Annotated in this window: 22 protein-coding genes and 1 pseudogene; 10 read left to right on the top strand and 13 right to left on the bottom strand. The window is 50.7% G+C overall.

All coding sequences use genetic code 11. The features are described from left to right. The first annotated feature begins 16 nt into the window (after nucleotides 1–16). The 3 genes from rstA to UC15_RS18955 are packed head-to-tail and all read left to right on the top strand — an operon-like array spanning nucleotide 17 to nucleotide 3,553. The gene (gene rstA / locus UC15_RS18965) at nucleotides 17–748 is read left to right on the top strand and encodes a two-component system response regulator RstA (protein WP_112290132.1); all 732 of its coding nucleotides are present in this window, start codon (nucleotides 17–19) and stop codon (nucleotides 746–748) included. Then, nucleotides 745–2,088 carry a two-component system sensor histidine kinase RstB gene (gene rstB, locus UC15_RS18960; RefSeq protein WP_112290131.1) on the top strand — a complete coding sequence of 448 codons (1,344 nt, stop codon included), beginning with the start codon at nucleotides 745–747 and terminating at the stop codon, nucleotides 2,086–2,088. The genes rstA and rstB overlap by 4 nt, the downstream gene beginning before the upstream one ends. Beyond that, complete coding sequence (locus tag UC15_RS18955; protein ID WP_112290129.1) at nucleotides 2,072–3,553, top strand: carboxypeptidase M32; 1,482 nt, start codon at nucleotides 2,072–2,074, stop codon at nucleotides 3,551–3,553. Before rstB ends, UC15_RS18955 begins: the two co-directional genes overlap by 17 nt. 78 nt (nucleotides 3,554–3,631) lie before the next feature. Here UC15_RS18955 and UC15_RS18950 read toward each other — a convergent pair whose 3' ends face one another. From UC15_RS18950 to UC15_RS18920, 7 genes are all read right to left on the bottom strand, one after another. Next, nucleotides 3,632–6,073, bottom strand: coding sequence for an alpha-L-rhamnosidase (locus UC15_RS18950; RefSeq protein ID WP_232829946.1), 2,442 nt, complete (start codon nucleotides 6,071–6,073; stop codon nucleotides 3,632–3,634). 258 nt (nucleotides 6,074–6,331) lie between these two features. Next, nucleotides 6,332–7,630 (bottom strand): MFS transporter, encoded by a 1,299-nt coding sequence (locus UC15_RS18945; protein ID WP_112290126.1) that lies wholly within the window; start codon nucleotides 7,628–7,630, stop codon nucleotides 6,332–6,334. A gap of 134 nt (nucleotides 7,631–7,764) precedes the next feature. Next, the gene (locus UC15_RS18940; RefSeq protein ID WP_112290124.1) at nucleotides 7,765–8,631 is read right to left on the bottom strand and encodes a helix-turn-helix domain-containing protein; all 867 of its coding nucleotides are present in this window, start codon (nucleotides 8,629–8,631) and stop codon (nucleotides 7,765–7,767) included. A gap of 249 nt (nucleotides 8,632–8,880) precedes the next feature. Next, a complete protein-coding gene (locus tag UC15_RS18935) occupies nucleotides 8,881–9,591 on the bottom strand; it encodes a FadR/GntR family transcriptional regulator (RefSeq protein WP_112290123.1) in 711 nt (236 codons plus the stop codon). A gap of 94 nt (nucleotides 9,592–9,685) precedes the next feature. Then, a complete protein-coding gene (locus tag UC15_RS18930) occupies nucleotides 9,686–10,462 on the bottom strand; it encodes an SDR family NAD(P)-dependent oxidoreductase (RefSeq protein ID WP_112290121.1) in 777 nt (258 codons plus the stop codon). Between the two features lie 10 nt (nucleotides 10,463–10,472). Beyond that, entirely contained in the window at nucleotides 10,473–12,611 is a 2,139-nt protein-coding gene (locus UC15_RS18925; protein ID WP_112290120.1) for a heparinase II/III family protein, read from the bottom strand. Next, complete coding sequence (locus tag UC15_RS18920) at nucleotides 12,608–13,954, bottom strand: alginate lyase family protein (RefSeq protein WP_232829948.1); 1,347 nt, start codon at nucleotides 13,952–13,954, stop codon at nucleotides 12,608–12,610. Before UC15_RS18920 ends, UC15_RS18925 begins: the two co-directional genes overlap by 4 nt. Before the next feature lie 265 nt (nucleotides 13,955–14,219). On the opposite strand from UC15_RS18920, the gene UC15_RS18915 reads away from it, so the two are divergent. After that, on the top strand, nucleotides 14,220–16,019 hold the full coding sequence (locus UC15_RS18915) for a transporter (protein WP_112290118.1): 1,800 nt from the start codon (nucleotides 14,220–14,222) through the stop codon (nucleotides 16,017–16,019). 81 nt (nucleotides 16,020–16,100) lie between these two features. Here the strand turns inward: UC15_RS18915 and UC15_RS18910 are convergent, their stop codons facing one another. From UC15_RS18910 to UC15_RS18900, 3 genes are all read right to left on the bottom strand, one after another. Then, nucleotides 16,101–16,328: a YgdI/YgdR family lipoprotein gene (locus UC15_RS18910; protein WP_112290154.1), complete on the bottom strand. Its 228-nt coding sequence runs from the start codon at nucleotides 16,326–16,328 to the stop codon at nucleotides 16,101–16,103. Nucleotides 16,329–16,371: 43 nt separating this feature from the next. Continuing rightward, nucleotides 16,372–16,605 (bottom strand): YgdI/YgdR family lipoprotein, encoded by a 234-nt coding sequence (locus tag UC15_RS18905; protein ID WP_112290117.1) that lies wholly within the window; start codon nucleotides 16,603–16,605, stop codon nucleotides 16,372–16,374. Nucleotides 16,606–16,713: 108 nt separating this feature from the next. Next, a complete protein-coding gene (locus tag UC15_RS18900) occupies nucleotides 16,714–16,914 on the bottom strand; it encodes a hypothetical protein (RefSeq protein WP_232829945.1) in 201 nt (66 codons plus the stop codon). Between the two features lie 300 nt (nucleotides 16,915–17,214). Between UC15_RS18900 and ycgZ the strand changes: the two genes are divergently transcribed. From ycgZ to UC15_RS18880, 4 genes are all read left to right on the top strand, one after another. Continuing rightward, nucleotides 17,215–17,454 carry a regulatory protein YcgZ gene (gene ycgZ / locus UC15_RS18895; RefSeq protein WP_112290115.1) on the top strand — a complete coding sequence of 80 codons (240 nt, stop codon included), beginning with the start codon at nucleotides 17,215–17,217 and terminating at the stop codon, nucleotides 17,452–17,454. 191 nt (nucleotides 17,455–17,645) lie between these two features. Beyond that, the gene (locus UC15_RS18890) at nucleotides 17,646–17,939 is read left to right on the top strand and encodes a hypothetical protein (protein ID WP_112290113.1); all 294 of its coding nucleotides are present in this window, start codon (nucleotides 17,646–17,648) and stop codon (nucleotides 17,937–17,939) included. 109 nt (nucleotides 17,940–18,048) lie between these two features. After that, nucleotides 18,049–18,255 carry a biofilm/acid-resistance regulator YmgB/AriR gene (locus UC15_RS18885; protein WP_243701006.1) on the top strand — a complete coding sequence of 69 codons (207 nt, stop codon included), beginning with the start codon at nucleotides 18,049–18,051 and terminating at the stop codon, nucleotides 18,253–18,255. 115 nt (nucleotides 18,256–18,370) lie between these two features. Next, nucleotides 18,371–18,628, top strand: coding sequence for a biofilm development regulator YmgB/AriR family protein (locus UC15_RS18880; RefSeq protein ID WP_112290109.1), 258 nt, complete (start codon nucleotides 18,371–18,373; stop codon nucleotides 18,626–18,628). Nucleotides 18,629–18,715: 87 nt separating this feature from the next. Here the strand turns inward: UC15_RS18880 and UC15_RS18875 are convergent, their stop codons facing one another. The 3 genes from UC15_RS18875 to UC15_RS18865 form a co-directional block, all read right to left on the bottom strand. Further along, nucleotides 18,716–19,957, bottom strand: a complete 1,242-nt coding sequence (locus UC15_RS18875; RefSeq protein ID WP_112290151.1) for a diguanylate phosphodiesterase — start codon at nucleotides 19,955–19,957, stop codon at nucleotides 18,716–18,718. Nucleotides 19,958–20,202: 245 nt separating this feature from the next. Beyond that, a complete protein-coding gene (locus tag UC15_RS18870) occupies nucleotides 20,203–20,517 on the bottom strand; it encodes a DUF1493 family protein (RefSeq protein ID WP_112290107.1) in 315 nt (104 codons plus the stop codon). Further along, nucleotides 20,517–20,966 (bottom strand): STM2901 family protein, encoded by a 450-nt coding sequence (locus UC15_RS18865; protein ID WP_112290105.1) that lies wholly within the window; start codon nucleotides 20,964–20,966, stop codon nucleotides 20,517–20,519. The genes UC15_RS18870 and UC15_RS18865 overlap by 1 nt, the downstream gene beginning before the upstream one ends. A gap of 230 nt (nucleotides 20,967–21,196) precedes the next feature. Here UC15_RS18865 and UC15_RS26075 point away from each other — a divergent pair. Both UC15_RS26075 and ttcA read left to right on the top strand, forming a co-directional pair. Next, a pseudogene (locus UC15_RS26075) lies at nucleotides 21,197–21,447 on the top strand (site-specific integrase); the annotation flags it as partial. An 82-nt stretch (nucleotides 21,448–21,529) separates the two neighbouring features. Further along, nucleotides 21,530–22,465, top strand: a complete 936-nt coding sequence (gene ttcA / locus UC15_RS18855) for a tRNA 2-thiocytidine(32) synthetase TtcA (protein WP_112290102.1) — start codon at nucleotides 21,530–21,532, stop codon at nucleotides 22,463–22,465. Nucleotides 22,466–22,525 lie beyond the last annotated feature (60 nt).

Here is a 22,525-nt window from a genome sequence, read left to right as displayed (position 1 = left end):
TTAAAGCAGCAAGCCAATGAATAAAATCGTTTTTGTAGAAGATGATGTAGAAGTCGGCAACCTGATCGCCGCCTATCTGGGTAGACACGATATCGATGTTCTGGTTGAGCCGCGTGGCGATACAGCGCAGGCGCGCATTGAGAAAGAAAAACCCGATCTTGTCCTGCTGGACATCATGCTTCCCGGCAAAGACGGCATGACGTTGTGCCGCGATTTACGGCCGATATTTCCGGGGCCCATCGTATTGCTGACTTCGCTCGACAGCGACATGAACCACATCTTATCGCTGGAAATGGGCGCGAACGATTACATCCTGAAAACGACACCACCGGCAGTGCTTCTGGCGCGTTTGCGCCTGCATTTACGCCAGAGTCCGGCGCAGACCCTGCAGAGCGAACAGCCGGTTCAGGCGCTGACAAGCGGCAATGCCCTGCACTTTGGACAGTTATGTATCGATCCGGTGAACCGTGAAGTCACGCTGGTGGATGAAACTATTGTGCTTTCCACCTCCGACTTTGATTTGCTCTGGGAACTGGCGACCCACGCAGGCCGCATTATGGATCGCGAAGCTTTGCTGAAAAACCTGCGTGGCGTCAGCTATGACGGGCTGGATCGTAGCATCGATGTGGCGATTTCCCGCCTGCGTCGCAAGTTATATGACAACACCCTTGAGCCCTTCCGCATTAAAACCGTGCGTAACAAAGGCTATCTGTTTGCCCCTAACGCCTGGGAGTCGCTGCAGGAATGAAAAAGCTTTTCATCCAGTTCTTTTTGTTACTGCTGGTCTGCTTTATGGTCATGGCGATGCTGGTCGGGCTGGTCTATAAAGTGACCGCGGAGAAAACCGGCCGGCAGTCCATGAACGACCTGATGAAAAGTTCGCTCTATTTAATGCGCAGTGAGCTGAGGGAAATCCCGATCAAAGACTGGAATAAGACCATCAATACGCTGGATCTGAATCTGTCTTTCAAACTGCACATTGAACCTCTTGGCAAACGCAAACTCAGCCCGCTGCTCGATCAGCGCCTGAAAGACGGCGAAATTGTCGCGCTCGATGATGAATATACGTTTATCCAGCGGGTGCCGCGCAGCCATTACGTGCTGGTAGTCGGTCCGATCCCTTATCTGTTTTACATGCACGAAATGCGCGTGCTTGATTTCGTTCTGCTGATGTTCATCGGCCTGTCGCTCGCTTTACCCGTTTTCCTGTGGATGCGTCCTCACTGGCAGGATTTGCTGCGTCTGGAAAACTCGGCGCTGCGCCTGGGTAACGGGCATCTTGACGAACGCATTGATTTTGATTCGACCTCCAGCCTGAACCGTCTGGGTGTGGCATTTAATCAGATGGCGGACAATATCAGCACGCTAGTGGCCAGTAAAAAGCTGCTGATCGACGGCATTGCGCATGAGCTTCGTACACCGCTGGTTCGCCTGCGTTACCGGCTGGCGATCAGCGAAAATTTACCCGAGGCGGAGCAAAACGCCATCAACCGGGATATCGGGCAGCTTGAAGCGCTGATCGATGAACTGCTGACGTATGCGCGCCTTGACCGGCCGCAGGTGACGCTGAATCTTGAAAAAGTGAATCTGGCAGAATGGCTGGAAGACAAAGTCGATGATTTCCGCATGATCACCGAGCGCACGATCCTGTATGACGCGCCGCAAAACAGCGATTTCGGCGGAGTGGATTTACGCCTGATGGAGCGTGTGCTGGATAATCTGGTCAATAACGGGCTGCGTTATTCACAGGAAACCCTGCGCGTCAGCCTGTGGCTGGACGGTGACCTGGCCAGCCTGCAAGTCGAAGACGACGGGCCGGGCATTCCACAGGAAGAACGTCAGCGGATCTTCGAACCTTTCGTGCGTCTGGACCCAAGCCGCGATCGCGCTACCGGCGGCTGCGGGCTGGGGCTGGCTATCGTACATTCCATCGCCGTGGCCTATCAGGGACGCATCGCCGTTGACAGCAGCCCGCTGGGCGGTGCCAGTCTGCGTTTCAGCTGGCCGGTAAAACCGACATTTAATCTGGCTGTTGAGCAGCCTAATAACGAAAATCAGGAAGGGAGCCACAATGACCATCGCTTATAAAAAACTACACGACACCTTCGCCCGCCTCTCCCGCTTTGGCCACTTATCGGCAATTGCAGGCTGGGACGCCGCCGCCATGATGCCACCTGAAGGCGGACAAGCCCGCTCGGAAGCACTGGCTGAACTGAGCGTGCTGACGCATCAGATCCTCACCGCGAAACAGGTTGGTGAATGGCTGGAGCAGGCGGGCGGCGAACAGCTCAACGACGTGGAGCAGGCAAACCTGCGTGAGATGCGTCGTCATTACCAGCAAGCCGCACTGCTGCCGGAAAGCCTGGTGCAGGCAAAATCACTGGCGGGTGCGCGTTGCGAGCAGGCATGGCGCATTCAGCGCAAAAGCAATGACTGGGAAGGTTTCGCTGATAACCTGAAAGAAGTGGTGAAATTAAGCCGTCAGGAAGCGCAGCTGCGTTCAGAAGCCGCGGGCATCAGCCGCTACGATGCCCTGCTCGATTTATACGAACCGGGTATGACCTCGCAGAAACTCGACGTGCTGTTTGGCGATTTGAAAACCTGGTTGCCGGATTTATTGCAGACAGTGGTCGAAAAGCAAAAATCTGAAACCCGCATCGCGCCGCAGGGTCCTTTTGACATCGAAAAACAGCGCCAGCTTGGGCTGAAAGTGATGGAACGTCTGGGCTTTAACTTTGGCGCCGGTCGTCTGGATGTCAGCGCGCACCCGTTCTGTGGCGGCGTGCCGCAGGATGTGCGTATCACCACGCGCTATAACGAAGATGAATTCCTCAGCGCCATGATGGGTGTGATCCATGAAACGGGTCATGCGCGTTATGAGCAGAATCTGCCGAAAGAATGGCTGGGGCAGCCGGTTTCTAACGCACGCTCAATGGGCGTGCATGAATCTCAAAGCCTGCTGTTTGAGATGCAATTAGGTTGCAGCGAGCCGTTCCTGAAGTCAGTTTACCCGCTGGTAATCGAGCAATTCGGCCATCGCGAAGGGCTGGATGAAAGCAACTTTATGAAACTCAACCAGCGCGTTCAGCCTGGTTTCATCCGCGTTGATGCTGATGAACTGAGCTATCCGGCTCACGTGATTTTGCGTTATGAAATCGAAAAAGCACTGATGGAAGGTGACGTTGAAGTTGACGATATTCCGGCCTTGTGGAACAGCAAGATGAAGGAATATCTGGGCATCAATACCGTCGGGAATTACCGCGACGGTTGTATGCAAGATATTCACTGGACCGACGGCGGATTTGGTTATTTCCCAACGTATACGCTGGGTGCCATGTATGCCGCGCAATTGTTCCAGACGGCCAACAAAGCGATCCCTACGTTGCAGGACGATATTGTACGCGGCGACCTGACGGCGTTGTTCCAGTGGTTGCAGCAAAATATCTGGCAACACGGCAGCCGTTTCTCGACCGATCAGCTGATCAAAAATGCCACGGGCGAAACGCTGAATCCGGCGTTCTTCCGCGCGCATCTCGAAAATCGCTATTTGTAATTCATCTGTAATTCAGCTGTAAAAAACACCTCCTTTTCGCAAAGGAGGTGTTCTTCAACGACCTGCTACCTGAGCTCTTTATCCTGCGACGTGATATTTCAGCCGGTATTCGCCAGAGCCAACCTTTGCGGTAAATCCTTCTGCATTACGGATAAATTTCACACCATCGGCTTCCAGTAAAGTTTCAGCGCCCGTCAGCACCAGAGTAGCGGAAGTATTTGCCGGAACATTCACGCAAAGACTGACGTCCTGACCACTGACGTCCCAGCGGACGCCTATTGCGCCGTAAACTGACTGATAGCGCGTTTCCAGCCAGTTCAGGCCACCGCCGGTCAGCGGTTTGATGATGAAATGCTTGAATCCGGGCTGTTCCTCGTCCGCTTCAATCCCCGCCGCCACACGGTAAAGCCATTCGCCCACTGCGCCGTAAGCATAGTGATTGAAGGAATTCATGTCAGCGCTCCACATACTGCCGTCCGGTTTAATGCCATCCCAGTGTTCCCAGATGGTGGTGGCACCGGCTTTCACCTGATACAACCATGACGGAAAATCGTTTTTCAGCAGTAAATTCCACGCTTCTTTGACGCGGCCATTCTGGCTGAGTGCATGGCAGAAATACGGCGTGCCGACAAAACCGGTGACCAGATGGCCGTCGTGTTCTTCGAGCAGTTCAACCAGCGTATCAGTCGTTTTCTGGCGAAACGCCTCGGGTACCAGATTGAAATACAGCGCCAGAATGTGAGCGGTTTGCGTTCTGGCCGTCAGGCCCCCGGACGGTGTGAAGAATTCCTCCTGAAAACGCGCGACAATCGCCTGATGCAGGGCATGGTAATGTTCATAGTCTGCGTTGCGTTTCAGCACTTTGGCGGTTTTAGCGAACAATTGCGTGGAGTAAGCGTAATACGCCGTGCAGGTCAGGTCGTTTGGCGTGGCACCGAAGTAACTGCCCTCTTTTGCATCCAGCGCCACCCAGTCGCCGAACTGCAATTTGTAGCGCCAGATATGATTTTCGGCATGGTCAGTCATGAAATCAATCCAGCCTTTCATGCTGCCGTACTGGTTTTCCAGCACGTTGGTATCGCCATACATCAGGTACATCGTCCACGGATTGATCACCGCCGCATCCGCCCACGCCGATGCGGAATGGGTTCCGCCTTCCGACAGTAAACGGTCTTTGCCACAATAGCCGGTAAGGATATCCGGGATAACGTGCGGTACGGCGCCTTCCGGCGTCTGGTCATAACGAAGATCGGTCAGCCATTTGGCGAAGAAATTACGGGTTTGCATCAGATAGCTCGCCGTGCGGCAAAAAATCTGTGCATCACCCGTCCAGCCCAGCCTTTCGTCACGCTGCGGGCAGTCCGTCGGCACATCAACAAAGTTACCTTTCAGGCCCCACAAAATGTTGTGATGCAACTGATTTAATTCAGGATTTGAGCAGGCGAAATAACCGGTCTGTTCCATTGCGGAATGCAAAACAATCGCAGTGAAATTATTCAGATCCAGCGGTACCGGATACTCCTCTACTTTCACAAAACGGAATCCCTGCCAGGTGAAATGCGGATGCCAGGTTTCTTCGCCCTCACCTTTGAGAACATACTCAGTGCGCTGCGTGGCTGTACGCAGATTATCTAGATACACATTGCCCTGCGCATCCAGCACTTCAAAGTGGCGGAGCACCACTTTATCGCCCGCGTTGCCCCGGACCGTAAACTCTACCCAACCGCTGAGATTCTGACCAAAATCCATGACGGTATCGCCCTGCGGCGTGGTGATTAACCGAACCGGTTTGAGTTCTTCCATTTTTCTGACCGTGTTACTTCCCTGTGCGACCAGCGTGGATTTTTCATGCGTCACACGACTGACCGGGCGCCAGGCATTGTCAGAGAAACCTTTCGCGCACCAGCCGGGTATTTCCCGGCGCGCATCATAAATTTCGCCGTCATAGATTTCTGAAAAAAGAATGGCGGAGTCGTGGCATTTCCAGCTTTCATCACTGACCACAACCTCCTGAGAACCGTCTTTGTAATTGATGACCAGTTGCGAAATAAACGCAGTTTGCTCACCGTAATAGTTACGATGACGGCTGAAACCCATATCGCCTTTGTACCAGCCTGCACCTGCAATGGCGCCAATGACGTTTTCACCCTTTTCCAGATGGCTGGTCAGATTATAGGTCTGATAAAGTAAGTGATTGTGATAACTCGTCCAGCCCGGCGTCAGGGCATCTTCTCCGACTTTCTGGCCATTAAGATGTAATTCATAAAGCCCCAGCGCGCTGACATGAATAAAGGCTGACTGAATATCTTCAGTACAGTTGAGGACAAACGATTTTCTCAGTAATGTGCCCGCGGACTGTTCTTTATCAGCCGGTGTTTCAGCAGAAATAAAATCAGCCTGCCATTCGTGTGTATAAAGTACCCCGGATATCATCTCTGCGGGAGAACTCCAGTTACTGGTCTCGCCATAATTATCACGCACCTGCACACGAATAAAATAATGCTGGGACGAGGTAAGCATTAATTCCATTAACGGAACATTATTTGAACAATCGCTTTCCTGCCATTCCCCGCGAAGCAGAATATTATCAAAATTCTGTTGATGGCTAATCTGGATCCGATACGCCGTTTGCCGGACGTTTCTGTTGTGGCTTTCAATCTCCCAACCCAATACAGGAAGTTCCTGCACGCCTGATAATGCGGATTCCTGATTCAGTGTAAGTCTGGTTACTGCGAGCATAATTCGTGACTCCTTTCGTAATTTCGGTGAAATAGATAACTAAATTTGTTTGACAGCGGATGCCGGATATTCAGGCGTTGTTTCTTTTATGAGCACTCCGGCCTCACTGTTAAATTCGTTTCGTTGTTTTCCGTGGAAACAGATCCAGCCGATCAATAATCCGGAAGCCACTGTCGCGGATAACAGGGTATAAAGCACCTGCGGTCCGGCTTCCAGTAACAGCGGCGTAATAAAGGCCAGTACACCGCATAACAACCGGGAGATAGCAACGATAATACCTTGCGCCGTCGATCTCAGCATGGTTGGGAACGATTCCTGTGACCAGACTTTCATGATCCCTTCGAAAGCCAGTCCGCTGCCTATAGCAGTAAAGAATAGACAACAGAACCAGGAGGCAGGTGAGAAATTAAATAATACCGGCAGGAAGAATCCGCCCGCGAAACAAATAGCCCCCAGAATAAATGCGGGAATACGTTTCGGCGTATCAACAAAGCGCATAAACATGATCCCGGCGAACACTCCGACCGGCATGGTCAGCAGATTCCACAGCGAATTTTGTTCAACAGAAATACCCACTACGTTTACCGCGATATAAGTGCCAAACTGACCACCGGTATTCGCGGCAAGATTGGTGAAAGCGTAAAACAGACACAGCGCAATAAACGGCCACAAGTATTTCCCGTGGATGAGATCTTTAAATGAGGCTTTTTGCGCCCGCACCGTCACAATGCCTGCACGCCTTTCGTTTCTGGCGATCAGCCATAACGGGGATTCCGGGATGGTACAGCGCAACGCCAGTAAAACGACGGCCACGGCGCAGACATGCAGATACATAATCTGCGCACCGGGCCGCCCCCACCCGCCTACGACGGCAGAAATTGCCATCGTGCTGCCAATCCCTAAGAACCACAGTAGATTCGACAGGCCGATAATCTTGCCGCGGTTTTTGTCTGTTGCCGCTTCGGCAATTGTCGCCAGAGAAACGGGTAAATCTGCGCCGGTAGCCAGCCCGACCAGCAATGTTCCCGCCAGCAGCAGCGCAAAAGTGTCGCCGAATGCCAGAAACAACGTGCCGATAATGATCATTATCATGGTGGCAATAAAGACTTTGCGTCTGCCGTAACAATCGCCCAGCCTTCCGCCTGTCAGTGCTCCCAGCGCAATGCTCAGCGTGAGTATTCCTGAAAGTATTCCTATCTGAACTACCGTGGTGCCGATCGTTTTCTGATAAATAACCAGAGCCGTTCCGTTTGAAACAATAGCAGCAGAATCAATATATGACGCCATGCCGGAAACCACCCCGACGTACCAGGGATTAGGTTGTTTAGTGGTTGACATAATAATGTCCTTCAGAGGTGTACGTGAATTAAATGATCCTTGAGAGGTCCTTTCTGTTTACTGTTATTATGGTTAGCTATTACTGCTTTAAAGTATTGCTTTAAATTATTACCTTGAATTATCAAAACAGGTTATTACTGCGTAGTTGAAATAACACTGTTACTGACTCTCATCCTTTCCTGAGAAGGTGTCCTTTGAAACTGTTTCTTATATGCTTCCGTCAGGCGTGATGTGGTGGAAAATCCACACAGCGTGGCTATTTTCCCTATACTTAAATCCGAGGTACGCAATAACTCCTGCGTTTTTAATAAACGGTAGCGCTGCTGGAACCTTTCCGGTGTAAAGCCGGTAATCTCCTTTATAAACCTGAACATGGTTCTTTTAGCGACACCGCTTTCTTCGCACAAATAATCCCAGTTAATTGTGCAGGTATAATTTTCGCGCAGATGATTCAGCAGATGGCGCTTCCCTGACTCTGTCTCACTGGCACGACATTCTTTACGCATGGCACACTGGTAAAGCATCACTATCATCGATAATAAATAAGACTCTGCGGTCGCAAAGTAGGCTTTATCATATCGGGCATCACATTGCCGGGTGATTTTTTCCGTCAGTTCAATTACTCTGGCCAATTCTTCATCCGTTAATCCTGTACGACGTCTCTTCATCGACCCGGTATATTCTTTGATCCCTGCCGTCAGTTCAGCGATGTTATTGATAAAATGAAAAGGTCGTTCTTTATGTAGCAGAATATTGATTATTGACAACTTATTAGTAGATTCATAACAGTGAACATCGTGCGCGCTGACGATAAAAAAGTCGCCTTTATGAATAAACTCCACCTGATCGTTGATGATATGAAAGCCGCTGCCATTGCGGACAATAACCAGTTCATCAAATTCATGCACGTGTACATCTTCCATCGACTGTCGGTTCATATCGAATAAACTGAAAGCATGATGTTCTGATAGAAAGAAATCACTGACCTTGAGTATTTTCATGCATTCACCGAGTTAATGATTAATATAATTCACTGTAACTTTACCGGGTCATTTAAATATATCGTGTCGATGAAAAGATTAGACCGTAATAATTATGACAAGTCTATACGATGCACTGGCACTGTGGCGTAAGCGCCCGTGACATTTGTTTCATTTTTGTATCAGAAATCTCATTTCAGGACCGACAGACGTAAAAAAGCGCAGAAAAATCTGCGCTGGGTAAAACGTGTTGCAACGGTTCTCTGTCCGTTATGTCTGATGCAACCGGTGTTTATGCCCTTTCATCAGGCTCAGCGACGCAGAGAAAGCGGCACCTTCATCCCCGGCCATAATGGCTTCGTAAATCCTCTTATGCTCATTCAGACACATGCCCCCATCTTTTGAGGAATACTCAAAAAACCATTTGAATATCGTGGTCAGCACGTTGCCAAACGGCACATAAAAACAGTTACCGGAGGCAATAAAGATCATCCGGTGAAATTTTGTATCGATATCCACCCACTGCTCAGCATCAAAATTTTCCGCGACATGACACATCTGTCGGTAAATCCGCGAAAGTTCGATACGCTGTTCTTTGCTGGCATTCACGGCGGCCAGCGCGGTAGCGTGCGGTTCAATGGCTTTGCGAAATTCCAGAAACTGGTGATAGATTTCTTCTGTCGCTTCCATGCCCTGCATCCATTCCAGCAACTGCGGATCCAGCATGTTCCACTGCGCGCGTTCTTTGACGCGGGTGCCGATTTTAGGCCGCGACTCCAGCAGCCCTTTGGAGGTCAGCAGTTTCAACGCCTCGCGCAGTGCGGTACGGCTGACGCCAAACTGTTCGCCCAGCTCGATTTCACTTGGCAAAATGGCTCCCGACGCCAGTTCGCCCGACAGGATTTTACGTGCAATATCACGTGCGATATGAGTATTCAGGCCACGGGTCATGCCTGCGGCGGTTTCAAACTGCAACGTCATGCTCTTCCCTTTTTACTGTGCAGATTGCCGACATCATAGTTCAGGCGACAGCACGCTGCATGCGGCCGTCGCACTGAAACACCCAAACTGTGCGCTACGGCGCCATCTGACCGCCATTAACGTCTAATATCTGGCCGGTGATGTAACCGCTGCAGGCGTGCGAGGCGAAAAACAGGTAAGACGGTGCCAGTTCTTCCGCCGAACCGAAACGTCCCATCGCAATTGACCCGGCGATTTTCTCACGCACTTCTGCACTTTTGTCTGCATGAAAAACGGTGTCGATAGTGCCCGGCGCGATAACATTGAAACGGATATTGTCTTTGGTGAATTCCTTCACCCAGTTACGGTGAACGTTGTGCAGCCAGGCTTTTGAGGCCGCGTACAGACTCGCTCCCGGCCCGCCGCCTTCACGTCCGGCAATGGAACCGGTGCTGATCACCGACGTGGTTTTGCCGCTTTGTTTCGCTGCATGACGTAAATGCGGAATGGCGAATTTTGTCACCATCAGCGCCGAACGGGCATTCAAATCCATCACATGGTTATAAAAATCGTCGTCGATGTTTTCCAATCCCTGACGCCCGCCAAGACCGCCGGCGTTATTAATCAGTACATCTATTCCGCCAAAACGCTCGACAAAGTTCGCCACCAGTGCTTCGCATTCGGCAGATTTCGTGACATCTGCGCCAAAGTACGCCACTTCGCCGCCATTTTTAGCGATATCAGCCGCCAGTTTATTGAGGCTGGCATCATGACGATGGCCGTTAATCCCGACCTTTGCGCCCGCCGCCGCAAATGCCTGCGCCGCCGCCAGACCAATACCTTTAGTTGAACCGGTAATCAAAATACGCTGACCTTTCAAATCGTTAAACATAATGACTCCTTTATGATTCAGGGATGTTCAGAGGTGAGACGGATTGCCACGCCACGCTGAACGCGTCTTCCGCTGCCGGTGCGGCACGGTTACTGATGCAAACGTTCAATGTGCGATTATTGGCAAAGAAAATATTCAGTTCGGTTTGCTCATCGTCATGGCTCACCACGATGATGCGTTCGGCCTTACCGTGCGCATCAACAGACGTTTCGCTGGCTTCGTCGAAAAAACCGTGGGTTTCAAATACGCTGGCAAAAATGGCATTCGTGCCGTGAGTACGCAGCAGTAATGCCGGTTCGCAGCGCAGGTTGAAATGTGGGTCGTTCGCACCGGTACGGGCGACAATCAGTTGGCCGCCTTCAGGGAAAGCGCTGACCAGCGTGCGATAACTGTCGCCGTCAAGCCAGCTGAACAGTGCCGAATCCCCCGCGGCGATTTCAGCGCGCCCGCCATCCCATAAGTGCTGATAACCGTGATCTTTGCCCAGGGGTTTCAGCTCGCCGGGCACCTCCAGGGCAGCGTCTGTACGGACAAACTGACCGAGATGATGCAGACAATAATCGTAACCATGTGGCTGTGCGCTGGTCAGGCGAAATACGTCCACCATCAGCGGTGATGAAAGTTCCGGCAGGCTGAGCATCAGCACCGTCCGTTGCTGGTCGACGCCCGGCGTGTAGTTTTTCAGCCGGGCGCTCATACCCTGTTTTTCCGGATTATCCGTCACGAAGAAATGCGGTTCACCCCAGCGTTTTTCAGCCTCAAGGCTGTCACCGTGATTCTGGCTTTGCCCGTCCACCACCACGGTGTTGTGCGCGACAGTTTGCTTGCAGTAGCTGTTATTTTCAGGGATGTATCGTCCGCCGAATTTCGGCTCGACGTTTACCCAGCGGCCAAAACCGTAATCACGCAGGAACTCACGTCCGCGGCTGAACAGGCTAAGATGCAGGCCGTCAAAGTGTCCGTGATTGAGTGCCGAATGCAGGCGCGGAATACTGCCGTGCTGGCCGTACCACATCAGCGCCATATCCTGATTCTCTGTATTGCTCCGCAAAATACCGATGCCGCCCTGCGTCCCTTCAGGGCCATCACGTAGCTGGACGCTGCCCCACTTCACAGGCCGCGCGGGCGATTGCTGCAGCGCGTCGGATAATTCCAGCGCGGCGGTGCTGACCCAAACGGTGTGCTGTTGTTGGGCAACGGCAATCCACTGCGGATTGTGGCCGTAACGGGAATAACAGACGCTGGCGGCGATCACCGCGCCATCATCACGGATATTGATGGTTTTCGAGGAATCATTCAGCGCAGGCCAGGTTCCGTCGGGGAAAGCGGTCTGCATCAGGGCTTCACAGGTTTTCCTGATGATCTGCTCGCGGAACGTATAAATCTCCAGTTCCGGCTGGCGACGTTCGATGGCCTCACTTAGCAAAAGCAGCGGGCGCAGCGCAAAACGGTGATAATACGGGCCTTCGATGTAATATCCGTCCGGCGAGAAAAGCTGGCTCAGCTGGGCAAAAAAACCGCCACTTTCACTGTCGCCTTGCAGTCCGTATAACGCCTTTTCCACCAGCGCTGAATCGCCAAGCACGTAACCGCTGATTGCCGCTGCCGCCACCGACCAGATGCCGTGGTTGTGCACGATATCGAAATCTTTGGTATGCCGGTTCAGCGCGTCATCCGCCATCACCTGAAACAAGTTTGTTTCAATATTTTCCCGCTGAACCTCGCTGAGCGCCGGGATCAGGCAGTGATAGCCTTCGACGGCGTACAGCCAGAACATGTTTTCATTCAGCGTCTGATGGAATAAACGGCCCGGTGAATTACTGTCTTTGCTGATGCCACTGCCCAGCGACAGATAAATCGCGGCATAACCGTTCAGCAGCGCCAGCGCATAATCCAGGTAACGCGGCTCACCGGTGATCAGATATAAACGCCCGGCCAGATTGATCGCCTGGTAGTTTTGTTTGTGCTGCGTATGCTCAGGCCCGCCCGCTTCGCCGTGACCGGGAATATTCAGCGGTTGCGCGAGCATTTGTTCCAGCGTGATGATGTGCGCCCGCAGCGCCGCGCCCAAAGGGGAATCCGCGTTAATCTGTTCACGCAGTTTCTCCGCTTCACTGACGCTTATCAGCAACGGCTGCCAGTCATTCATTTTTTATCCTCCGTCACCTGTGGCGCGACGTATCCCTTCGCAAAGGAAGGCAGTGAAAGCAACCAGGTTTCTCTTTCAGCTTCCATGACTGCGCCGCGGGTAACGTCTTCGTGATAGCCGCCGGAAGCCGGTTTCACCGCTCGCGGCAGAGTGAATGTTGCGCTGCGAATTTGCTGCTCGTAGCGTTTTTCACCGGTGGCATTATCCGCCCAGGAAAGTAACGGCACCGGACGCACGCGGATCTGATCAAGTGATTTGTACGGCCAAGGCAGCGCCGGATCGGTAAAGCGCGCCATGAAATCCAGCGATTTGAGCACACTGCCACCCTGCGGCGTCTGGTAATGCCACAGGTCGATACCGTTTTTCTGCGCCAGCACCGCCATCATGCTGATCGCCTGTAAATTGAAATAGCTGTAATGAAACGATCGCGTCCGCGCCAGTTCAGCGGGCTGCGTGCCATCGGGTTTCAGCTGCACATCCAGCTTGCTTTTCATCAGCTTCGCCATGTCGCCAATCACCGCTTTATCGCCCAGATACCACGCAATACCGGAAACCTGCGTCACATACCAGTTGCCGTGATTGTTCTCCGTGCGTCCTTCCTTTTTGGCAATTTTGCTGCCCTGCAACCACTGCAGATAATCCGTCATCCACGCGCGCATTTGCTGTTCATCGTTGTCGGTCCACGCCGGATTACCGCGTAACAACACTAACGAATCCACAATCCGGGTAGAGAAATAGCGTCCATCCAGCACTCCGGCGTTGCGCCCCGGCGAGATACCCGGCACGCCTTGCGCATAATTCAAATTCGGGTTCATTCGCGTTTGTGGGGTGATAAACCAGGTGCGCAGCAAGCTGGCAGCTTTATCCGCGTATTTCTGTTCGCCGGAGAAATACCAGGCCAGCGTCAGGTTCTGCACCCGGGCGGTAAAATCAGCCAGCCGCACGCCATCACTCTGATCATTTTTGCTGGCGGGATTCACATGACCGTCTTTACGGATCCACGGCAGACCATCAGGTTTGCTGTCATCCGGCCACCAGTACGCGCTCAGGCTGAGATAATCATGTTTCGAACCGCCCGGCGGCGTCATACCTTTGTCGGTCACGCTCAGTTCAGGCTTTTTCAGCGCGGAATCCGCCGCCGCCAGCAGATGCTGATACGCGTCGGTGGTTTGTGGCGCGGCATTGTGGTCACGCAGTTGCTGGCGGACAACGGCCATCTGCGCCGGATTCAGAAATGCCGGTTCAGCGGCCAGTACGCCCGCAGAAACCGTCATCAGCCCCAGCAGCAGCGTTGCGCCGGTCGTCATTCTGTTCACGGTTCTTTTCACCTTTTTGCCCTGCATTAACTTCATGTTTTCTCCCGACTCCGCGCCATTGTCCCGATGAGATCTCTCGCTTTAGTCATACTAATAAAGCAATGAACGTTCAGTTTTGCCAGTCAGAATTAACTTAAATACCCACATTACGCCCGACAAGTGACCGGAATCACAATTTAATAACAAACTAAGCATTTCTTATTTGTCCGACTTTTAATTTCATTTACCTCTTCTACGCTTGCTCAATACATAACCAAAAACATCTCACCCTACAAACGAGAGAGTCACGACAATGGATATCAACGTTCTGGTCATGATCGGTTACTTCGTCTTAATGATTGCCATCAGTTATGCGTTCAAAAAGATGGCCTCCGGCTCGTCAAGCCACTACTTTCGCGGCGGCGGGCGAATGCTCTGGTGGATGGTCGGCGCGACCGCCTTTATGATCCAGTTCAGCGCCTGGACGTTTACCGGTGCGGCCGGACAGGCTTACCGCTACGGGTTCAACGTCGTCAGCGTGTTCGCCGGTAACGTGTTCGGCTATCTGGTCGCCTGGTGGTGGTTCGCCGCCCGCTTCCGTCAGTTACGGGTTGATACTGCCACAGAGGCGATTAACCATCGCTTCGGCAGAGGTAACGAACAATTTTTCACCTGGATGATTATCCCGCTGAGTATCCTCAGTGCGGGCGTGTGGCTGAACAGTCTGGCCGTGTTTGCCAGTGCAGTATTCCAGCATGACATTACGCTGACGTTATGGGTGACGGGCATCGTGGTGCTGGTGATTTCGCTGCTGAGCGGCGCGTGGGGTGTGGTGGCAAGTGACTTTGTGCAGACGCTGGTGGTGGCGATTATTTCCATCGCCTGTGCGGTGGTGGCGTTGTTTAAAGTCGGTGGGCCGGTGAAGCTGGTGACAGAATTCCCTTCCGGCTTCTTTACCGGTCCGGATGTTGGCCCGCATTATATTTCACTGCTGGTAGCCTGCTTCCTGTTCTTCTTTATCAAGAACGTGCAGAGCATCAATAACCTGCAAGATTCCTACCGTTTCCTGAATGCCAAAGACAGTTTTAATGCCAAAAAAGCGGCGCTGTTTGCGCTGGTGCTGATGCTGGTGGGCACGATTATCTGGTTCATCCCGCCGTGGGCGGTAGCGATCCTTTATCCTGACGCGGCGACGGCACATCCGGAACTCGGCAAAAACGCCACCGATGCGGTGTATCTGATTTTCGCTGAACGCGCGATGCCAATGGGCACCGTCGGTCTGCTGATGGCCGGCTTATTCGCTGCGACAATGTCATCGATGGACTGCGCGCTGAACCGCAACTCGGGGATTTTCGTACGCAGCTTCTGGACGCCGATCATTAACCGTAACAGCGAACGCAGCGATAAATACCAGCTGCGCGTGGGCCAGATTGCCTGCGTGGTGAATGGCGTGCTGGTCATTTTGGTGGCGCAATACATGCACACCATGCAGACCGTCAGCCTGTTCGATCTGATGATGAAAGTCGGCACACTGATGCAGGCACCGATTGTCGTGCCCCTGTTCCTGGGCGTGTTTATCCGCAAAACGCCTGACTGGGCGGCGTGGATCACTGTATTGTTTGGTTTATGCGTGTCTTACGTGCTCGCAAACTTGTTCACCGCGCCGGATGTCGCCCGTCTGCTGGGTATCACACTGACCAAACGCGAACTGCTGGACGTCGCCATCATGTGGAACATTTTTGCCCATCTGGTGTTTACCGGCGGCTTCTTCTGCCTGACGACGCTGTTTTATCGTGAGAACGCCTCGGCGAGAAATACCCAGCGTCAGCAGTTCTTTACCGATATGGAAACGCCGGTCTATGCCGACCATAAGCAGGATGAGTTCGACCGGTTACAGCGCGATAAAATCGGCCGCATTTCGATGTACATGGGTGCGGGTTTACTGCTGATGGTGCTGGTGCCGAATCCGCTGTGGGGACGTATTTTATTCCTGTTGTGCGCCCTGTCCATTCTGCTTTTCGGCTGGATTTTACATCGCAGCGCAGAGAAAGGTATGAAAGCGGCACAGGCTGAAAAAGCATTGAAGAGGAATGTGGCGACGTCTCAGAGATAGCGAAAGTTATCCGCGATACCGGTTATAAAAAACCCGCTTGATCAGCGGGTTTTAAAGTCAGACAAAAAGAGAGCACCGGATTTACTTCGGAAGTTCTGTTACCTGTTTCACTTCAGTTTTGCTGATCTGCTGTTTCACACCGTTGGCATCGGTGTATTCCAGCAAGCCGGAATCGGCTTCTTTTGGTTTGCCGTCACTGATGATGGTTCGCGCATCATTCGTCTGGATGGCATAACTTGTGCGTGTACAGCCCGACAGCGCAGCGACACATAACACAGCTGCTAAGGGTAAAAGTAATGTCCTATTCATGATCTTCATGATCTTCTCCTTTCGTTATACGTTTCCGGATAAATCAGTTATCCAGTTCGCTCATGTTTTTAACCTGATCGCGATTAATCTGCTCGGTCTTACCGGTTTCCGCATTGGTATAGGACACCAGACCTGTATCGTCATCTACCTGAGGTTTTCCGTCCGTCACGATGGTTTTTCCGTCCGTCGTTTTAATAGCCTGGTTCGATGCACAGCCAGCCACAAACAAAATTGAAACGGCGACCAGCGATGCGGCGATTAGGTTATTCCTCTTCATACATTTCCTCCTGAAAGGGTTCTGACTTAACAATTAGCTTAGTAAGTATAGTCACTCTTTCGGGAGGCCTTGGAAAATAGGACAAACGGAAGTTTTTTGACTGTTTTATCAGCGACCTTTAAGGCGCTCGATGGCCAGTTGCAGCGCATCATTAGGCTCGCCAATGGCATCAACCGCCTCTTCCTGAGCGCGACCCAACCATAATGCCAGCCGCTCACGGCTAATTTCCTGGCCGTTTTGCGCAAACATCAGACAGCACTCACCCACCATACGGCAGGCTTCCTCAAAGGCCATTTTTGAATTTTCCACCGCCACTCCCTTCAACACCCAAAAAAAGACACATATTGTTTAACGGCAGAGTCAGGAAAAAGTTGCCCTTTTTTACCCAACCTTTACCATAATGCTTTCTGAGTTGTTGTTTACGGATGAGTACCCATTCCCCCCTCTGATGACTGACAACTGTCCCGATTCAGCTAAAAACCGCTTAAGAATATTCTGCATTAGTATCCATTATTCCTAAAAATACCTGTACAACTTTGTGCATCTTGTATAACTTTATAGTCACACAAGTAATCATTAACTACGCACACATTAACAAGAGGATATGTCATGCGTCAGACCAAGCACGATGGATTGTCTCCGGAGACCTCCCCTTCTTTATACGGTCAGGGTTTTTCTAAAGAGGAAACAATGGGACGCGTTGTGGTTGAAATTCTGGAAGCAGGCAAGAACCTTAATCGCAAGGCGTTGTGTTCAAAACTGTTGAATCGTGTTGAATCCGCTGGCAGCGAAGAAGAGGAAAAGCACTATATGAAGCTAATCCGTCTGGTTCTTGAGCGTGACTCATGATTTGTTGAGATTTAAGTAAAGATTGGCTTCATAGAATTTCGGTTTGACATATTATGCGGGCTTGATTAATTCATAGCCTACCAATACTTTATTCCCGATGTTGTAGTTCCTGGTGGTTTGAAGTAATAACTCTGAACCTGAAGCTAATCTGTCCAAGACCTTTGGTCAGCGTATATTCAGAGGCTGATAATATGTATAGAAGTAATGAAGAAAAGTTAACGGACAAGCTGATTGGTGAGGCAGTAATATCCTTACTTAAATCTAAAAGTCCAATTTCAATCGACAGACTCATTAAGCAGTTACAGTTTATGGCTGTAAATGCTGAGAACTTAACTCGAAAAAGCGCCCTGGAGCAGATCATAAATGAGATGCGCCACGATCAGGCTGATAAGCGTGCGCGTGTCAGTTATGAAGTACGGGACGTCGACAATGTACGACACTTTTTCAATACTGAAGGGCCGTCCGATGACCAGAAAAAACATTGATACATCAAACGAGTGTGCCGTGAGCCACAACGACTCGATAGTATCAAACTCATCTCAGTCGATGACAGACGCAGTCAATCAAACAGGGATTTTTCAACAATTTTCTAACGTGAGCGAACTCTACTCCAGTGAAGCCGAAGTTCTGGGTGCCGCAATTCGTCTGATTCTGGCGAAGAAAGGTACGGTGACCCATAAAGCCATCATCATGCATCTGATCAATCAGCTTGAAACCACATCAGATGTCGTGCAACTGGATATTCTGCGCGGCGCACTGGAAATGGTCGTGGGCATGACGCCCGATGATGCCGGGTTCTGATCCCTGAACAAGGGTCTGCTCTATTATTCGCTTCGCGCTCAGTCTTAGCAGTCACAGACGGGCGCGGAATCTTTCAAATAACCGGTTCCGAAGAACAAACGCGGAGGGTATTAAAATGCAAGATGTGTCTTATACTCATGTAACATTGGCTGATTATATTCTGGCAGAAGACCCTGAACTTCTGGTTGAAAACGAAACGGTCATCCGTCTTTATCAAAACTTAAAAAAACAAAAAGAAGTAGTTACTCATAAAGATATTATTCTTTGTCTGATTCAGAAGATTGAACAGGAAAGTGATGCAGGCAAGCAGGATGTCTACCTGGAAGCACTTGAATATGTTGTCTACCGCACACCTGATGATGATATTTTATAAATTAACAGCAACGCATTATGAAATGAGCCCGGCAAATATCATTTGCCGGGCTCATTCATTTATCACTTATGCGCAGATGACAAGTTCTCAGAGAGCCTGATTCCCCGACTGGTATTCATAGGTGACTTCCGGCCAGGTAATTACCGGCGTGCCCTTCAGTCTTGGCTCAGCAAATAATTCGCCCTGGAAATTACACACTCCTGCCGCATCCAGCCACATCCACTCTTCGGGTTTTTCAACACCTGTTGCGATGACTGAAACTTCTAACGAAGAGCAGAATCTGATAATTGCCTGAACGACGGCCTGTTTAGGTCCGCTGGTATGAATGTCACAAATCATATTGCGATCAATCATAATTTTGTCTGGCTGACATTGAGTCAGCAGCAGCAATCCTGCGGAACCTGCCCCGAAATCGTCAATTGCCAGACGCATTCCTGAGGCTTTCAGCTGTTTCATCGCGTTAGAAAACTTGTCTTCACGGGTAATGACGCCGTTCTCGGTGATGGCCACCACAATCTGTTCAGGAACCAGGCCACTTGCGGTGATGTCATTAACCAGAGACTCCACAGCATCTGGCACCATCACCAGTGTCATAGGCAAAAGTTTGATAGAAAGCGTTTTGTCGCTGATCCCCATTTTCTGGGCCATGGCAAAAGCCAGCTTTTTGGATTTGAGATCTGCCTCGTAGATTGTTGTTCCGGACAGCCGGGAGTAATACTCCATCGCTGAACCGCCTTCCGGCCCGCGTATTGTCGCCTCATATGAGATTATCTCGCGGCTGAGCGGATCGACTATCGGCTGGAATGCAAAATTGTAGTCCTGCATTTCAGGAAAGATAAATTCTACTTCTGGTTTCAGGGACTCATCAGCGATGAAAGACCAGGAATCCGCCGGAAGGATTTCGAGATAATTTTCCTTCTCACGAGCCTGCACAAAGGTACATAAAAATTGCAGCGCCCTGTCTTCATAAGTGAGCTGATATTTAGACGTTCCTTTATCAAGTACCGCCTGAAGCACCTCATCTTCGTGATGATGTCTGAGGTCAAAAAGCTCCATACCGACATTGCCGAAACGGCGTGACTGCGCATAGTCGCGCATCAGAACCACCACGTTGTGATGCCGCTGATCTTTACAAATCTCACTGTAAAGGGCATCCACTGCCTCTTCCGCCCCTTCCAGCAGCTGGAAGAAGTGCATCCCGTCAAAAAGCAGGATCCCGGTAATGCCTAAAAGTTCATTGTTTACTTTGGCTTGAGACACCATTTCGACCAGTGAATCAGACTGTACATGTTCACTAATGTGGCTGCGGTAAACGAGGGTTAAAAGCATCGGGCTGTTCCAAAAGGATCTGGTTAAGACCATCAGGGTAGCAGAAATTTTCTGTATGGAAATATCCGAACCGATCATTTTAGCTTATGTTTCAGGGTAAAATTGGCGGCAAAGCCCTTTAAAGCTAGCAATGTTAACGATGGGGAAGATTTGTAAATCTCACTTTATTTGACCGGCAAATATTATTTTTGCTGATTCCTGGAACGACCGCCAAACCGCGTAACCCCAAAGGGGCGTAGAGCCCCTTAATCGTAAAGCCATCTACCAGCCTTGGCAGACTCAATGATCATGTCCACCGTAAGCGTCTTAAACTTGCGGTCACGCCATTCTTTTCTGAGCTTAAATTGCCACCAGGCAAACTCCGGCATGAAATAATCATCAATATTAAAATTGTCATACTTGATGTTGTATCGGGTAAACAAGTCTATAAGCATCTCTTCTAATTCTTCAGGTACAAAGTAAAAATGCTCTCTAAAAGTCCAGTCTTTGCTAACTGGCTGTTTACGCTCGCTATAAGTTTCAGTGATATACGCGAGAATTTCGTTATCATCAATTTCCATCAGAAATAAGTCCATGCTATACGGTGCTCAGGTCTGGCAATAAGGTTGTATTTATTACGAGTGTCTTTCGACACAAGAGCCATCATTATTACTGCCTGGGCGTAACCCAAATAGGGAACGGCGCGACCGACGACGGCCCCGACTTTGTTTGTAGGGCGAGCCTCCCCGAGTACCATTGTTTCAATGCGCATTCCATTGGGTAAGCGTGCATTTTTGAAAATCCGCCTTGCCATCTTTGACGCTATGCTTGTCTTGTTACCTTTTGCCCCTAATACTTGTCGTTTAGGCAAAATAGGCTGACCTGCGATGATGGTTGCAACTGTTTCAACCGCCATTCCGGTATGATCTGCAAAAGACTCAATGAATATAAGCCAAAACAGTTCCTCTTTACTCACGTTGTCATGCCCGTGATAGAAGTACGTGCCGTTGAGAGTTTCGGTAGTATCCATTCTCAATATCCTTTTGATTAGAAGTGCTTGAGAATACTGCTGCATTAATAAGCAGGCAATATGTCCCGTCACGTTAATCACTATGTCTATACTTAAAATCTCGCAACGGAGGGAGTTTTATGTATCGACGCTTCACGCAGTACGAGCCACGCTCGCATAACATCGAAGTTCTTGCGCCAGATAATGAATTTGCCAGCGGCATTGATGAAATGCCCATTGAGCGCTACAACATAATATTTTTCCATCGTGAATATGGGCTGACTGAAACACAAAATCTGCACTTTCTTTTCATGCCGCACCCGGCGAAAGAAGAGCATAAACCCTGGTACTCACTTTCCCCGTCGGAGCACGCTGGAATGCTGCAATAAAACGCGCTGACTTTTTGCGCCTTAATCCGTATCATACGCGCCACACGTACGCGTGCCGGATGCTGACTGCGGGAGCGAAACCGCCTTTTATCATCGGCCAGCGGGAGCATGAACGCGACCCGACCGGCATGCTGAACAAGAAACTCGCGTGGCAGGTTTCCCTGCTTCGCCACCAGACGAATTGAACATCAAAAAATGTCAGATACTCAGTCAGTTAACAAGAAAGAACAGTACAACCTCAATAAGCTGCAAAAGCGCCTGCGTCGTGACGTAGGGAAAGCGATCGCCGATTTCGGCATGATCGAAGAAGGCGATCGCATTATGGTGTGTCTTTCCGGCGGGAAGGACAGCTACACCATGCTGGAAATTTTGCGCAATCTGCAACAAAGCGCACCGGTGAACTTCTCACTTATCGCGGTTAATCTGGATCAGAAGCAGCCAGGCTTCCCGGCGCACATCCTGCCGGAGTATCTGGAAACTCTGGGCGTGGAATACAAGATTGTCACCGAAGACACCTATTCCATCGTTAAAGATAAAATTCCGGAAGGCAAAACCACCTGTTCTCTGTGCTCACGTCTGCGTCGCGGGATTTTGTACCGCACCGCCACCGAACTGGGCTGTACCAAAATTGCACTCGGCCATCACCGCGATGACATTCTGCAAACTCTGTTCCTCAACATGTTCTATGGCGGCAAGCTGAAAGGCATGCCACCAAAACTGATGAGTGATGACGGCAGGCACATCGTGATCCGCCCGCTGGCGTACTGCCGCGAGAAAGATATCGAGCGTTTCGCGATTGCGCGCGAGTACCCGATCATCCCATGTAACTTGTGCGGTTCGCAGCCAAACCTGCAACGTCAGGTTATCGGCGACATGCTCAAAGACTGGGATAAAAAATATCCGGGACGCATCGAAACCATGTTCAGCGCGATGCAAAACGTGGTGCCTTCCCATCTCAACGATATGAATCTTTTTGATTTCAAAGGGATTAAACACGGTGGTGAAGTGATTGACGGCGGGGATCTGGCCTTTGATCGCGAAGATATACCGATGCAGCCTGTCGGCTGGCAGCCGGAGGACGATGAAACCGTTGCGCCGGTTGAACGTCTGAATGTGTTAGAAATTAAATAATTTCCACGTCTGCACTTTGCATCTCGTAAGCCCGCTTGAAATGGACTGCACCCCAAAAGT

Source organism: Rahnella sp. AN3-3W3 (assembly GCF_003263545.1).
GTDB classification, from domain to species: Bacteria; Pseudomonadota; Gammaproteobacteria; order Enterobacterales; family Enterobacteriaceae; genus Rahnella; species Rahnella variigena.
Note: the sequence above shows the minus strand (reverse complement) of the source record. Positions and strands in the feature narration are given on the sequence as shown.

Excerpts from the sequence above, each read along its gene's own strand:
- rstA (WP_112290132.1), top strand. The coding sequence starts at position 17 with ATGAATAAAATCGTTTTTGTAGAAGATGATGTAGAAGTCGGCAACCTG.
- rstB (WP_112290131.1), top strand. The coding sequence starts at position 745 with ATGAAAAAGCTTTTCATCCAGTTCTTTTTGTTACTGCTGGTCTGCTTT.
- UC15_RS18955 (WP_112290129.1), top strand. The coding sequence starts at position 2,072 with ATGACCATCGCTTATAAAAAACTACACGACACCTTCGCCCGCCTCTCC.
- UC15_RS18950 (WP_232829946.1), bottom strand. The coding sequence starts at position 6,073 with ATGCTTACCTCGTCCCAGCATTATTTTATTCGTGTGCAGGTGCGTGAT.
- UC15_RS18945 (WP_112290126.1), bottom strand. The coding sequence starts at position 7,630 with ATGTCAACCACTAAACAACCTAATCCCTGGTACGTCGGGGTGGTTTCC.
- UC15_RS18940 (WP_112290124.1), bottom strand. The coding sequence starts at position 8,631 with ATGAAAATACTCAAGGTCAGTGATTTCTTTCTATCAGAACATCATGCT.
- UC15_RS18935 (WP_112290123.1), bottom strand. The coding sequence starts at position 9,591 with ATGACGTTGCAGTTTGAAACCGCCGCAGGCATGACCCGTGGCCTGAAT.
- UC15_RS18930 (WP_112290121.1), bottom strand. The coding sequence starts at position 10,462 with ATGTTTAACGATTTGAAAGGTCAGCGTATTTTGATTACCGGTTCAACT.
- UC15_RS18925 (WP_112290120.1), bottom strand. The coding sequence starts at position 12,611 with ATGAATGACTGGCAGCCGTTGCTGATAAGCGTCAGTGAAGCGGAGAAA.
- UC15_RS18920 (WP_232829948.1), bottom strand. The coding sequence starts at position 13,954 with ATGCAGGGCAAAAAGGTGAAAAGAACCGTGAACAGAATGACGACCGGC.
- UC15_RS18915 (WP_112290118.1), top strand. The coding sequence starts at position 14,220 with ATGGATATCAACGTTCTGGTCATGATCGGTTACTTCGTCTTAATGATT.
- UC15_RS18910 (WP_112290154.1), bottom strand. The coding sequence starts at position 16,328 with ATGAATAGGACATTACTTTTACCCTTAGCAGCTGTGTTATGTGTCGCT.
- UC15_RS18905 (WP_112290117.1), bottom strand. The coding sequence starts at position 16,605 with ATGAAGAGGAATAACCTAATCGCCGCATCGCTGGTCGCCGTTTCAATT.
- ycgZ (WP_112290115.1), top strand. The coding sequence starts at position 17,215 with ATGCGTCAGACCAAGCACGATGGATTGTCTCCGGAGACCTCCCCTTCT.
- UC15_RS18890 (WP_112290113.1), top strand. The coding sequence starts at position 17,646 with ATGTATAGAAGTAATGAAGAAAAGTTAACGGACAAGCTGATTGGTGAG.
- UC15_RS18880 (WP_112290109.1), top strand. The coding sequence starts at position 18,371 with ATGCAAGATGTGTCTTATACTCATGTAACATTGGCTGATTATATTCTG.
- UC15_RS18875 (WP_112290151.1), bottom strand. The coding sequence starts at position 19,957 with ATGCTTTTAACCCTCGTTTACCGCAGCCACATTAGTGAACATGTACAG.
- UC15_RS18870 (WP_112290107.1), bottom strand. The coding sequence starts at position 20,517 with ATGGAAATTGATGATAACGAAATTCTCGCGTATATCACTGAAACTTAT.
- UC15_RS18865 (WP_112290105.1), bottom strand. The coding sequence starts at position 20,966 with ATGGATACTACCGAAACTCTCAACGGCACGTACTTCTATCACGGGCAT.
- ttcA (WP_112290102.1), top strand. The coding sequence starts at position 21,530 with ATGTCAGATACTCAGTCAGTTAACAAGAAAGAACAGTACAACCTCAAT.